Source organism: Amycolatopsis umgeniensis (assembly GCF_014205155.1).
GTDB lineage: Bacteria > Actinomycetota > Actinomycetes > Mycobacteriales > Pseudonocardiaceae > Amycolatopsis > Amycolatopsis umgeniensis.
This window is the reverse complement of the sequence record NZ_JACHMX010000001.1, coordinates 7,857,930-7,872,600: the sequence shown is the minus strand read 5'-3', so window position 1 is coordinate 7,872,600 and position 14,671 is coordinate 7,857,930. Positions and strand designations below refer to the sequence as shown.

Here is a 14,671-nt window from a genome sequence, read left to right as displayed (position 1 = left end):
TCGCGTGCACTCGGGCTCAAGCGCCGAGTTGCTGGTCAATGAAGGCGAAGAGTTCGTCGTCCGAAGACGGCGTGAAGCCGGGCCCGTCCAGGCGCTCGGCAAGTTTCCGCAGCCGCTCGCCCGCTCTGGCGTGGTCATCGCCGCCGGGCTCGAGGCGGCCCAGCGCGGCTTCCAGCCCGTCGAGCAGGCCTTCCAAGTCATCCTCGGCTCCGGCGAGCTCCTGCCAGAGGTAAGCGGCGAGGGCCTGCGGGGTCGGATGGTCGAAGACGAGCGTGGCGGGCACGGCGAGGCCGGTCGCGGCGTCGAGACGGTTGCGCAGTTCGACGGCGGTGAGCGAGTCGAAACCGAGTTCGGTGAACGCGCGGTCCGGCCCGATCGCCGACGTGTCCGGATGGCCGAGCACACGGGCCACGGTCTCGCGAGCGACCTTCAGCAACAGCCGTCGCTGCTCCGGTTCGATCAGCCCGGTCAGCCGCGACCGCAGATCCGCCACCGGCGCTTCGGCCGCCGCGGTTTCCGGTCGTGGCAGTTCGGCGAGCATCGGAGCATCACGGAAGTCCTCGAAGAACGACGGCCAGTCGAAGTCGGCGACGGTGACGCAGGTGTCGTCCGCGGCGATCGCCCGCACGAACTCCTCCGCCGCGGCTTCGGGCGTCATCGGGCGCAAACCCTTGCGGCGGACGGCGTCGTCGACGGCCTCGGCCATTCCGCCTTCGGCCCACGGGCCCCAGGCGATCGACACCGCCTTGACACCCTCGGCCCGCCACTCGGTCGCGAGTGCGTCGAGTTCCGCGTTGGCGGCGGCATAGGCGGCCTGACCGCCGTTTCCGAGGACCCCGGCGACGGAGGAGAACAGCACCAGCGCGTCGAGGTCTTTCGTGAGTTCGCGCAGATGCCGCGCGGCGGTCACCTTGGGCCGGGCGACGGCTTCGAACCGCTCCGGGGTGGCGTCGTCGAGCAGGGCGTCGTCGAGGACACCGGCGGTGTGCACGACCACCCGGAGGTCTTCGAGGCCGGTGACCACTGTGGACAGTGCGTCGCGATCCGCGGCGTCACAGGCGTGGATGCCGACGCGGGCGCCGAGACCTTCCAGCCGTTCGCGCAGTTCCGCCGCGCCCGGCGCGTCCTCACCACGGCGCGAAAGAAGTACGACGTGGTCCGTCCCGGCGCGGATCAGCCGTTCGGCCACGAGCGCGCCCAGCGCCCCGGTGCCGCCGGTGATCAGCGCGGTGCCGGAGGTCGTCCACTCCTGGGTCGGTACGGGAGCGGCGGGGACGAACCGGCGGGCGAAGATCCCGTCCTCGCGGATCGCGACTTCGTCTTCCGGTCCGCCGAGTACTTCGCGCAACCGGGCGGCGGTGTCCGGCCGATCGGGCAGCGTCACGCAGCCTCCCCAGCGACGGGGTTGCTCGATCGCGGCGACCCTCGCGACCGCGGCGACGCCGGGATCGCCGGTGGCGCACCAGATCTTCGCCGGAGTGTCCCGCAGGAGCGCGGCGAGCGCGGCACCGTCCGCCGGGAAGGCGAGGACCGGCCCGGTGTCGGGCACTTCCGTCACAAGAGGTGCGTCGAGCGCCTTCGCGGCGGCCTCGGCCCAAGCGTTGGTTTCGGGGGCGTAGACGGTCCAATTCTCTTGTATCGCCACCGGCTCCATCGGGCGCCACACGACTTCGTAACGCCGGGCCGGGGGCGCGCTCCGGTCGGCGGCGGCGAGCCAGAAGCGGTCCCGCCGGAACGGATACGTCGGCAAGTCGACACGGGTGCCCCCGCCGAGGATCCCGGCCCAGTCGAGCCGGACCCCGGCGGTGAACAGCCTCGCTCGCGCCAGATCGGCGGCGGCCGCCTCGTCGCGGTCTTTCCGTTGGGTGGCGATGAAAGTGCCGTCGGCGACGCAGTCCGCGCCGAGCGCGGTCAGCGAAGCGTCCGGCCCGATCTCGACGAAACGCCGGACCCCGCGCGTGTGCAGCGACGCGATGCCGTCAGCGAACCGGACGGGCTCGCGCACCTGCCGGACCCAGTACTCCGGGTCGCGAACGTCGCCGGAGACGATCGGGATCCGCGGCTCGGCATAAGTCACGCTCCCGGCGACCTCGCGGAAGTCGTCGAGCATCCCGTCCATCATCGCGGAGTGGAAGGCGTGACTGACCGAGAGCCGTTTGGCGCGGCGGCCCGGGAAGGCTTCGAGCATGGCGGTGACGGCGGCTTCCTCGCCGGAGAGCACGACGGACGAGGGACCGTTGATCGCGGCGATGCTCACGCCGTCGGGCAGATCCAGTTCCGCTTCGGTGGCCTGCAGCGCGACCATCACGCCGCCCGAGGGCTGTGCCTGCATCAACCGGCCGCGGGCGGCGACCAGGCGGGCGGCGTCGTCGAGCGACCACACGCCGGCCAGGTGGGCCGCGGCGAGCTCGCCGATCGAATGCCCGAGCAGGTAGTCGGGTTCGACACCCCAGGACCGCACGAGCTCGGCCATCGCGACCTCGAAGGCGAACAACGCGGGCTGCGCCACGTCTGTCCGGTCGATCCTCGTCTGGTCTTCGCAGGACAGGATTTCGGCCAGTTCGAAGCCGGTGTGCGCGTCGAGCCGTTCCGCGACGCGGGCGAAAGCCTCGCCGAAGACGGGGAACGCCGAGGAAAGCGCGGTGCCCATCGCGAGCCGCTGCGCACCTTGCCCGGTGCACAGGAACGCCAGCTTGCCGCCGCCCGCGCGGCCGGTGACGACACCGGGCGCGGACTCGCCGCGGGCCAAGGCGCCGAGTCCGGCGAGGAGTTCCTCTTCATCGGCGCCGGTGACGACCGCGCGGTACGGCAGCGCCGCCCTGCCCGTGGCCAGCGACCAGGCGAGGTCGGCGGGGTCTCCCCCGGTCTGCCGCAGCCGGTCCGCCAGCTCGGGCAGCGCGGCCTCGGACCGCGCGGACAGCACCCACGGCACCCGGGCCGGCGCGGAGCGCTCGACCGCGGGCGCCGGTTCCGGCGCCTGACGGAGGATGACGTGCGAGTTCGTGCCGCTGATCCCGAACGACGACACCGCGGCCGCGCGCGGGCGGCCGGTCTCGGGCCAGGGACGGTGCTCGGTGAGGAGTTCGACGGCGCCGGAATCCCAGGCGACGTGCGGGGACGGCTCGTCCGCGTGCAGCGTGCGCGGCAGTTCGCCGCGGCGCAACGCCTCGACCATCTTGATGATCCCGGCGACGCCCGCCGCGGCCTGCGTGTGACCGAGGTTCGACTTGACCGAACCGAGGTACAGCGGCACTTCGCGGTCGCGGCCGTAGGTGGCCAGCAGGGTGTCGGCCTCGATCGGGTCACCGAGTTTCGTGCCCGTGCCGTGTGCTTCGACGACGTCGATGTCCGAAGTGGACAGACCCGCGCCCGCCAGGGCGGTACGGATCACGCGCTGCTGCGACGGCCCGTTCGGCGCGGTGAGACCGTTGGACGCGCCATCGGAGTTGACCGCGGAACCTTGAACGACAGCGAGTACGCGATGTCCGTTTCGGACGGCGTCGGACAGCTTCTCCAGCACCAGGACCCCGGCACCCTCGCCCCAGCCGGTGCCGTCGGCACCCGCGCCGAACGACTTGCAGCGTCCGTCCGGGGCGAGCCCGCGCTGGCGGGAGAATTCGACGAAGGTGTCCGGGACGGCCATCACGGTCGCTCCGCCGGCCAAGGCGAGCGAACACTCCCCAGCCCGCAGCGCCTGCGCGGCGAGGTGCACGGCCACCAGCGACGATGAGCAGGCGGTGTCGACCGAGACGGCCGGGCCTTCGAAACCGAAGGTGTACGCGACACGGCCGGAAAGCACGCTGCCCGCCGTACCGGTGCCGAGGAAGCCTTCGACGCCTTCGGGCAACTCGGTGACGCCGGATCCGTAGTCGTGGTACATGATCCCGGCGAACACACCGGTCGCGCTGCCCTTCAACGCCGAGGCGTCGAGCCCGGCGCGCTCGATCGCTTCCCAGCTGATCTGGAGCAGGAGCCGCTGCTGCGGGTCCATCGCGAGCGCTTCGCGCGGCGAGATACCGAAGAACTCGGGGTCGAATTCGGCGGCCTCGTGGAGGAATCCCCCTTCCCGCGCGTAGGACGTGCCGGGATGATCGGGATCGGGGTGGAACAGCTCGGCGAGATTCCAGCCGCGATCGGCGGGGAACTCCGAGACCGCGTCGCGGCCGTCGGCCACCAGCTCCCACAGCGCCTCGGGCGAGTCGGCCCCGCCCGGGTAGCGGCATCCCATGCCGATGATCGCGACCGGTTCCCGCGCCGCCTCGGCGAGTTCGCGGTTGCGCGCGGCCAGCCTGCTGTTCTCCTTGACCGATTCCCGCAGCGCGGTCACCAGCTCTTCGGGTGTCGCCATCAGATTCTCCGGACCGGACGAGACGGGCGCAGCTCGGGCATGGCCTCATCCTGGGCGCGGGCGCCGCTCCCCCCGCGCGCTCTTTGCCACCCCGGCCCCATTCCCCGGTAACCGAGGGCCCACTCCGGTGGTTGAAGTACGTGAAGGCGCCCATCGCGTACTCGCGGGGGATCAGCTCGCGACGGGGGGCGGCGAGTTGTGAAAGCCACTTTCGCAACGTTGAAGGTTGCGAAAGTGGCTTTCACAACCCGCTCTGCCTTACGCAGAAGTCCGTGAAGGCCTCCTTCCCGACCCTCAAAGTAGGGAAGGAGGCCTTCACGGACTTACGATCACCACATTTCGCCGCATCAGCCCCAGTCGTCACAACGATGCGCGTGAAGGACCCCTTCGCATCGCCGCCAGGAAGACAGAAGTCCGCGGATCGCCGACCGAGAGGCTGAAGGACGCTTTCCCCGCATCTCATGGGGGGGAAAGCGCCCTTCACCGCGTCCAACGGGGGTAAAGCGTCCTTCACTCCTGCCCGGAAGAAGACATCGCCCGGCTGATCAGGTCACCCACGTCAAGGTCGTCGATGGACTCGACGGACACCGCGGGCGCGTCCGAAGGCAGCTCCTCGGCCAGCTTCACCAGCGCCTCCAGCACCCCCAGCTCACGGAACCGGTCGAGCGACGCTCCCGCCAAGGCCCGCCGCAGGCGCGCCTCATCCGGCACCGGGACCTCCGGGAACAGCAGCGTGCCGAGGTGCGCCGCGAGCGCGGCCGGGGTCGGGTGGTCGAACACCACCGTCGCCCCCAGTTGACGGCCCGCCGCGGCCGCGAGGCGGTTGCGGAGCTCGACCGAGGTCAGCGAGTCGAAACCGAGGTCGGTGAACGCGTGCTCCGGATCCACCTCGCCCGCCGTGGCGAACCCGAGTACCTGCGCGGTCTGTGTCAGGACCAGGTCCTCCAGCGCGTCCGGTGTCAGCGAAACCGACTCGGCGACCGGGGAAGCCGTCCTCCGCACGGGGAGCCGGACGAGTCCGGTGAGCAGCGCGGGCAGCACGCCCGCCCGGGCCTGGTCCCGCAGCCCGGCCAGATCGAGTTTGACCGGCACGGCCACCGGGCCGGGAGCGAGATCGAACAGGACCGCGCCCTCCTCCGGGCTCAGGGCGCCGAACCCGTCGCGTCGCATCCTGTCGATCAGCGCCTCGTCGAGCACGCCGCCCATCCCCTCGGCGGCCCACATCCCATAGGCGAGCGACCGCGCGGGCAGGCCGTCGGCGTGCCGTCGCTCGGCCAGCGCGTCCAGGTAGGCGTTTGCCGCGGCGTAGTTGCCCTGCCCCGGGCCGCCCAGCACGCCGGACACCGACGAGACCAGCACGAATTCGGTCAGCGGCCGGTCGAGGGTCAGTTCGTGCAGGTGACGGGCACCGTCGGCCTTCGGGCCGAGCACCCGGTCCAGGCGTTCGGGGGTCAGCGCGGTGACGACGCCGTCGTCGAGCACGCCGGCCGCGTGCACGACGCCCGACAGGCCGGGGATGCCGTCGAGCAGGGCGGCCACGGCGTCACGATCGGCGACGTCGCACGCCTCGACGCGCACCTCCGCCCCCAGTTCACCCAGCCGGGCCGCCAGTTCTCGAGCGCCGGGAGCGCCGAGGCCGCGACGGCTGGTGAGGACCAGCCGTTCGACACCGTGTTCGGTGACCAGCCGTTCGGCCAGTTTGGCCCCGACCCCACCGGTGCCACCGGTGATCAGCACCGTGCCCGCGGACTCCCAGTCCGGTTTGGGGCCGGCCTCGGCCCGGACCAGCCGCGGCACCTCGGCCCGGCCGTCCCGCACCCGGACCCGGGGTTCGCCGGTGGCCAGCGCGATGTCCACATCGGACACTTCACCGTCGAGGATCACGAACCGGCCGGGGTTCTCCGCCTGCGCGGACCGCACCAGTCCGGCGGCGGCCGCGTCGTCGAGACCGTCGCCGGTGACCACCACCAGCCGTGAGCCGGAGAATCGCGGTTCGGTGAGAAAGCGTTGTAGAACAAGGAGAACGGCGTGGATCCCTTCCGGCGGAACCGGCAGGACGACCACCGGCGGAACCGGTTCGGTCACCTCGTCCCACCGCGCCCACGCCACCGGCGTGCTGACCGGAGACTCGGCCGCGATGTGCTCGACGCGGAACAGCGACCGGTCTTCACCGGCCCGCAGTTGCTCACCGGTGACCGCGCGGACGACCAGCGAACCGACCGACAGCACCGGCGCCCCGGCGAGATCGGTCAGGTCGACGGCGACCTCACCGGCCCCGATGAACCGCAGCCGCGCACGGACCGTCGTGGCACCGGTCGCGTAGAGACTGACATCGCTCCAGCTGAACGGCAGCGCTCCCGATTCCTCTCCCTCGCCGAGGAACATGCCGTGCAGGGCGGCGTCGAACAGCGCGGGGTGGATACCGAAGCGGGCCGCGTCCTCCTGCGCCTCCTCCGGCAGCGAGATCTCGGCGTAGCGGTCCTCACCGTGCCGCCAGGCCGCCCGCAAGCCCTGGAAGAGCGGGCCATAGGCGAACCCGCGGTCGGCGAGGTCGTCGTAGAAGGAACCGAGGTCGATCGGCTCGAGACCGTCCGGCCACGCGAATCCCTTGGCGGGCGCGTCCGCCTCGGCCAGCAGGCCGAGCGCGTTGAGTTCCCACTCCTCGCCGGGGATCCGCGAGTGCACGGTCACCGCCGCCGCGCCGCTGACCGCGACCTGCAGTTCGATCGGCCCGCTCTCGGGGATCACCACGGGCGCGTGCAGCGTCAGTTCGACCAGCCGCGGCCGCCCGGCCTCGTCACCCGCCCGCACGGCGAGTTCGGCGATCGCCGCACCCGGCAGCAGGACGGTGTCGTGCACGGTGTGCCCGGCGAGCCAAGGGTGGGTCGCGAGCGAAAGCCGTCCGGTGAGGACGGTGCCGTCCCCCTCCGCGAGCGAGAGACCGGCGGCGAGCAACGGATGCCCTGGCGAGTCCAGCCCGGCGGAGCCGAGATCCGCGACAGGTGCGGGCTCGAGCCAGAAGTGCTTGCGCTGGAACGGATACGTCGGCAGGTCGAGGGCACGCGCGCCGGGCAGGACACCCTCCCAGCCGACGCGGACACCCCGGACGTGCAGGGTGGCGAGTGCGGTCATCGCCGTCACGGCTTCGTCGTGTCCCTTGCGGAGCAACGGGATTCCGTCGGTGAGTGCCGAGAGCACCGCGTCGGGTCCGAGTTCGAGGAACTTCGTGACGCCGTCGGCGCGAAGCGTCTCGACCCCTTCGGCGAACCGGACGGTCTCGCGTACGTGCGACACCCAGTACGCCGGGTCCGTCACGGCCGACACGAGCGGAATGCGAGGCTCCGAGAACGTCAGCTCGGCCACCACCGCGGCGAAGTCGTCCAGCATCGGCTCCATCAACACCGAATGGAACGCGTGCGAGACGTCCAGCCGTTTGGTCTTGCGGCCGCTGAACCGGGCCGCGACCGCGAGCGTCGGCTCCTCCGCACCCGAAAGCACCAAGGACGTCGGGCCGTTCACCGCGGCCAGCGAAACACCGTCCGGCAGCTCCCCGAGCTCGTCTTCGGACGCCTGCAGGGCCACCATCACGCCACCCTCGGACAGGGCCTGCATCAACCGCCCACGCGCCGTGACCAGCTTCGCCGCATCCTCCAGCGAGAACACACCGGCCACATGAGCCGCCGCGATCTCACCGATCGAATGCCCCGCCAAGTAGTCGGGCCGCACGCCCCACGACTCCACCAACCGGAACAGAGCCACTTCCAACGCGAAGATGGCAGGCTGCGCGAACTCCGTCCGCGACAGATCCCCGAACTCCGGCAGCAGCGCGCACACCTCGTCGTAGGCAGCCGCGAACACCGGAAACGCCTGGTACAAATCGGTTCCCATCCCGAGACGCTGCGAACCCTGACCGGTGAACAGGAACGCGAGTTTGCCCGGCTGCGCTTTGCCGGTGAGGCCGCCACCTTCGGCGACAGCTTCGAGCCCGGCACGCAAACCGGCGGCGTCCGCGCCGACGACAGCGGCCCGGCGCTCGTGCGCGGTCCGGGTGGTGGCCAGGGAGAACGCGACGTCACGCGGATCCGCTGAGTCCACAAGGGACAGAAGGGCCCGGGCGCGCTCGGCCAAAGCCTGATCGGTCTTCGCCGAAAGCACCCACGGTACGACGCCGTGCGTGGCGGGCTCCGCGAACACTTCGGCCGGGACCTGTTCCAGGACGACGTGCGCGTTGGTCCCGCTGATCCCGAACGACGACACCCCGGCGCGTCGCGGCCTTCCGGTACCGGGCCACTCGCGCGGCTCGGTGAGCAGTTCCACCGCTCCCGCGTCCCAGTCGACCTCGGCCGACAATTCCGTCGCGTGCAGGCTGCGCGGCAGGACCCCGTGACGCATCGCCTCGACCATCTTGATGATCCCGGCGACCCCGGCGGCCGCCTGTGTGTGACCGAGGTTCGACTTGACCGAACCGAACCACAGCGGCTCTTCCCGTTCGGCGCCGTAGGTCGCGATGAGCGCCTGCGCCTCGATCGGGTCGCCCAGCCTCGTACCCGTGCCGTGCGCCTCGACCGCGTCGATGTCCGAAGTGGACAGACCGGCGTCGGCGAGCGCCGCCCGGATCACGCGCTGCTGCGAAGGACCGTTCGGTGCGGTGAGACCGTTGGACGCGCCGTCCTGGTTGACCGCGGAACCGCGGACCACGGCCAGCACCGGATGCCCGTTGCGGCGGGCGTCCGAAAGCCGCTCCAGCACGAGCACTCCGGCGCCTTCGGACCAGCCCGTGCCGTCGGCGTCCTGGGAGAACGACTTGCAGCGGCCGTCCGGGGAAAGCCCGCGCTGACGGGAGAAGTCGAGGAACGTCTCCGGCGTCGCCATCACGGTGACCCCGCCGGCGAGAGCCATGTCGCATTCCCCCGCCCGCAGCGACCGCGCGGCCAGATGCAGGGCGACCAGTGAAGACGAACACGCCGTGTCGACCGACACCGCCGGACCTTCCAGCCCGAGGGTGTAGGCGATCCGCCCGGACAGCACGCTGGCCGAGGTGCCGGTGCCGAGGAATCCGGCGACGCTGTCGGGGACGCTCGCCAGTTTGGCGGCGTAGTCGTAGTACATGATGCCGGCGAACACACCGGTCGCGCTGCCCTTCAGCGAGGCCGGGTCGAGCCGGGCGCGTTCGAAGGCCTCCCAGCTGATCTCGAGCAGGAGACGCTGCTGCGGGTCCATCGCGAGGGCTTCACGGGGCGCGATACCGAAGAACTCGGGATCGAATTCGCCCGCGTCGTGCAGGAATCCGCCGTGGCGCGTGTAGGTCTTGCCGGGCAGACCGGGTTCGGGGTCGTAGATCCCGTCGACGTCCCAGCCTCGACGGCCGGGGAACGGCGAGATCGCGTCGGTGCCCGCGTCCACGAGGTCCCAGAGATCCTCGGGCGATCGGACGCCGCCGGGATAGCGGCAGCTCATCGCGACGATCGCGATCGGCTCGTCGGCGGCGCCGCGACGCGTCACCACCGGACGGACCGGTTCCGGGGCGCCGAGCAGTTCGGTGCCGAGGAACGCAGCCACGTCCGCCGGGCTCGGGTGGTCGAAGACGAGGGTCGCGGGCAGCCGCAGGCCGGTCTCGGTGGTGAGTTCGTTGCGCAGTTCGACGGCGGTCAGGGAGTCGAAGCCCAGCTCGGTGAACGGCCGCGACGCCTCCACGGTGTCCGCGCCCGCACGGCCGAGGACCGCCGCGACGCGGGCACGGACCAGGTCGATCAGCAGGGCTTCGCGGTCGGTCTCGGACAGCCCCGCGAGCCGTCCCGCCAGGCCGGTATCGGTGCGACGAGCGGCTTCGCGGCGAGTCCGGACACGGACCAGCCCGCGCAGCAGGGGCGGTACCCCGGCGTTCCGCACGGTCGCGAGGTCGAGCCGCACCGGGACGAGGACGGCGCCGCCGTCGGCCACCGCGGCGTCGAACAGCTCGAGACCTTCCTCCGGTTCGAGGGCGCCGAAGCCGTCCCTGCCGATCCTGTCCCGGTCGGTGCCGCTCAGCGCGGCGCCCATGCCCTCCCGCCACAGGCCCCAGGCCAGCGACTGGGCGGGTTTCCCGTCGGCGCGACGCTGCCGCGCGAGGGCGTCCAGTGCGGCGTTCGCGGCCGAGTAGGCCGCCTGCCCCGGCGAGCCGAACACCCCGGCGATCGAGGAGAACAGCACGAAGAAGTCCAGGTCGCCGGCGAGTTCGTCGAGGACGTGCGCGGCGGTCGCCTTCGCCCGGAACACCCCGGCCACCCGCTCGGGAGTGAGCGAGGTGAGAACGCCGTCGTCGAGGACGCCCGCCGCGTGGACGATCCCGGTGACCGGCGGTTCGGCCCGGTCGAGCAGGTCACGCACCTGATCGCGATCGGCGACGTCGCAGGCCTCGATCCGGGCCCCGAGTTCCTCGGCGAGTTCCTTCGCGCCGGGCGCGGCCTCACCACGGCGGCTGACCAGCAGCAGATGCCGCACGCCGTGCGCGGCGACCAGATGCCGGGCGAGGCGGGCGCCGAGCCCACCGGTGCCGCCGGTGATCAGGACCGTACCCGAAGTGTCCAGTGTGGACTCCCCGGCTCCGGCCCTGGCGAGACGCGGCGCGGACAGCACCCCGTCGAGCGCGTGCACTTCGGGTTCGCCGGTGGCGAGCGCGGCTTCGACGTCCGCGTGGGTACCGCGCACCAGGACGATCCGTCCTGGATGTTCGGCCTGCGCGGTCCGGACCAGGCCTTCGACAGCGCCTTCGTGACCGGTCAGCACCACGAGTGGGCCGGACTCCTCCGTGGCCAGGAAGTCTTGCAGCGCGACGAGAGTGGCGTCGAGCGAATCGGCTTCCAGGACCGCGGCGGGCGCGACGTCCGAGGAACCGGCAGGAAGCGGAACGTCTTCGAGGCGGTAGAGGCCGTCCCGCACCGAACCGGCGGCCGTCACGGCGCGGACGCTGAGCCCGCCGATCGTGGCGACCGGTGCACCGGTGCCGTCGGCGAGGTCGAGCGCGAACGAGCCATCGGTGCCCGGCCGGGCGTGCACGCGCAGTTCGGTCGCGCCCCGCGCGTGCAGCACGACGTCGCGCCAGGCGAACGGCACCGCTCCTCGGTCTTCGCCGAGGACCGCGGTGGCTTGCAGCGCGGCGTCCAGCAAGGCCGGGTGCAGGCCGAATTTCGCCGCTTGATCGGGATGCGGCAGGGCGACCTCGGCGAAGACCTCCGCACCGCGACGCCAGACCTTGCGCAGGCCGCGGAAACTCGGCCCGTAGGCCAGCCCGGCGGCGGCAAGCCGGTCGTAGGCGTCTTCGAGGTCCACGGATTCGGCGTCCTCCGGCGGCCAAGAAACGTCCTTAGTGGACACTGGCGGCGTGCCGAGGAAGCCCGAGGCATGAGTGGTCCACGGATGCTCCGGCAACCGCGAGTGGATCGACACCGGGCGGCGGCCATGCTCGTCTGCGGCGCCCGCGACGACCTGGACCTCAGGCGTGGCACCGGGTTCGAGCACGAGCGGTTCCTGGAGAATCAGCTCTTCGACGCCCGCGCAGCCCGCTTCGTCGCCCGCGCGGACGGCGAGTTCGGCGAACGCGGTACCGGGGACGAGCACACGGCCGCCGACGACGTGGTCGGCCAGCCACGGATGCCGGTCGAGCGAGAGCCGCCCGGTGAGCAGGATGCCGTCGTCGGCGGCCACGGACACCGCGGCGCCGAGGAGCGGGTGGTCGGCGGCGGCGAGCCCGGCCGCGGTGACGTCGGCGTCGCTCTCCTGGCCGAGCCAGAAGTATTCGTGCTGGAAGGCGTAGGTCGGCAGTTCGGTGAAGCGGCCGCTGCCGCCGAGGTACGCGGTCCAGTCGACGGCGACACCATGCGCGTGCAGCGCGCCCAGCGCGGTAACCAGATGCCGAGGTTCGTCGTGCCCGCGGCGCAGCGCGGGAACCCCACCGTCGACGAGCGCGCTGAGCACGGCGTCCGGCCCGAGTTCGAAGAACTTCGTGACCCCGTCGGCCGTCAAGCGCTGAACCGCGTCGGAGAATCGCACGGTCTCGCGGACATGGGCGACCCAGTAAGCCGGGTCTGTCACGGGCGACATCATCGCGATACGCGGTTCCGAGAACGTCAGTCCTCGCACCACCTCGGCGAAGTCGTCCAGCATCGGCTCCATCAACACCGAATGGAACGCGTGCGAAACGTCCAGCCGCTTGGTCTTCCGGTCCTTGAACCGTTCCACGAAAGCGAGCGTCGGTTCCTCGGCACCGGACAGCACCACCGAAGACGGACCGTTCACCGCGGCCAGCGAAACACCCTCGGGCAGCTCGTCGAGCTCGTCCTCGGACGCCTGCACCGCGACCATGACCCCGCCCTCGGGCAGAGCCTGCATCAACCGTCCACGCGCCGTGACCAACTTCGCCGCATCCTCCAACGAGAACACACCGGCCACATGAGCCGCCGCGATCTCGCCGATCGAATGCCCCGCCAGGAAGTCGGGCCGCACGCCCCACGACTCCACGAGGCGGAACAACGCCACTTGCAGGGCGAAGATGGCGGGCTGCGCGAACTCCGTCCGGCCGAGGTCGCCGAACTCCGGCAGCAGCGCGCACACCTCGTCGTAGGCAGCCGCGAACACCGGAAACGCCTGGTACAGCTCGGTTCCCATCCCGAGACGCTGCGAACCCTGACCGGTGAACAGGAACGCGAGCCCGCCCTCGGTGACCCGGGTCGCGGAGACGTCGGACAGACCCGCCGAAAGGGTCTCCCAGTCCGTCCCCGTGACAACCGCTCGATACGGCAGCGCGGCCCGGGTGGTCAGCGTGTGGGCGACGTCGATCGGCTTCACGGTTCCGGCGACCGACAGCAGGCGAGACGCCTGAGCTGCCAGCGCCGGTTCGGTGGCCGCCGACAGCAGCAGCGGCACGACCGCGGGCGCGTCCCGCACAGCGGCGATTTCCGCCGAGGGCGCCTGTTCCAGGACGATGTGCGCGTTGGTGCCGCTGATACCGAACGACGAAACCGCCGCCGAACGGGGGCGGCCGGTCTCGGGCCACGGCGTGCTTTCGGTCAGCAGCGAGACCGGTCCGGCGGACCAGTCGACCTCGCGGCTGGGCGTGCCGACGTTCAAGGTGGGCGGCAGGACACCGTGGCGCATCGCCTCGACCATCTTGATGATCCCGGCGACCCCGGCGGCCGCCTGCGCGTGCCCGAAGTTCGATTTGACCGAGCCGAGGAACAGCGGACGATCGCGGTCACGGCCGTAGGTGGCCATCAGTGCCTCGGCCTCGATCGGGTCGCCCAGCCTGGTCCCGGTGCCGTGCGCCTCGATGGCGTCGATGTCCGAAGTGGACAGTCGCGCGTCGGCGAGCGCGGCACGGATCACCCGTTGCTGTGAAGGGCCGTTGGGCGCGGTGAGGCCGTTCGAGGCGCCGTCGGAGTTCACCGCGGAACCCCGCACCACGGCGAGGATCCGGTGACCGTTGCGCTGGGCGTCGGACAGCTTCTCCAGGACGAGCATCCCGACGCCCTCGGCCCACGCGGTGCCGTCGGCGTCGTCGGAGAACGACTTGCAGCGGCCGTCCGGCGCAAGGCCGCGCTGGCGTGCGAAGTCGACGAAGATCCCCGGCGAGGCCATCAGGTTGACCCCGCCGGCCAGCGCCAGCGTGCACTCCCCCGCGCGCAGGCCGCGCACCGCGGCGTGCACGGCGACCAGGGAAGACGAGCACGCCGTGTCGATCGACACCGCCGGACCCTCCAAGCCGAGCTGGTAGGCGATCCGTCCGGAGTGGACACTGCAGGTGGTGCCGGTGAGCAGGTAGCCGTCCACCGTGTCGCCGGGGTTGTGCAGGCGTGGCCCGTACTCCTGCGCGGAGACACCGACGTAGACACCGGTGGGGCTGCCGCGCAGCGCGGCCGGGTCGAGGCCGGAGCGTTCGACGGCCTCCCAGCCGACCTCCAGCAGCAGCCGCTGCTGGGGTTCCATCGCCAGCGCCTCGCGTGGCGAGATCCCGAAGAATTCGGCGTCGAACCCGGCGGCGCCGGGCAGGAAACCGCCGGTGCGCACGTAGGTGGTGCCGCGGTGGTCGGGGTCGTCGTCGAACAGGCCGGAGGTGTCCCAGCCGCGGTCGGCGGGGAACTCGCCGATGCCCTCGCGGCCGGAATCGACCAGATCCCACAGCGCGGCGGGCGTGTCGGCCCCGCCGGGGAACCGGCAGGCCATGCCCACGATCGCGACCGGCTCGTGCCGTCCGTCCTCGGCGTCGCGCAGCCGTTCCCGCGTCCGGTGCAGATCCCCGGTCACTCGCTTGAGCAGGTCGAGAAGCTTCTCTTGGTCCGCCATCACACC

The 14,671-nt window shown here is 71.6% G+C and carries 2 protein-coding genes; both read right to left on the bottom strand.

The features are described from left to right. Positions 1-16: 16 nt before the first annotated feature. Positions 17-4,348: a type I polyketide synthase gene (locus HDA45_RS36565; protein WP_184903199.1), complete on the bottom strand. Its 4,332-nt coding sequence runs from the start codon at positions 4,346-4,348 to the stop codon at positions 17-19. A gap of 510 nt (positions 4,349-4,858) precedes the next feature. Next, a complete protein-coding gene (locus tag HDA45_RS36560) occupies positions 4,859-14,665 on the bottom strand; it encodes a type I polyketide synthase (protein WP_184903197.1) in 9,807 nt (3,268 codons plus the stop codon). Positions 14,666-14,671: the final 6 nt, after the last annotated feature.

Coding starts and splice junctions, on each gene's coding strand:
- HDA45_RS36565 (WP_184903199.1), bottom strand. CDS start 4,348: ATGGCGACACCCGAAGAGCTGGTGACCGCGCTGCGGGAATCGGTCAAG.
- HDA45_RS36560 (WP_184903197.1), bottom strand. CDS start 14,665: ATGGCGGACCAAGAGAAGCTTCTCGACCTGCTCAAGCGAGTGACCGGG.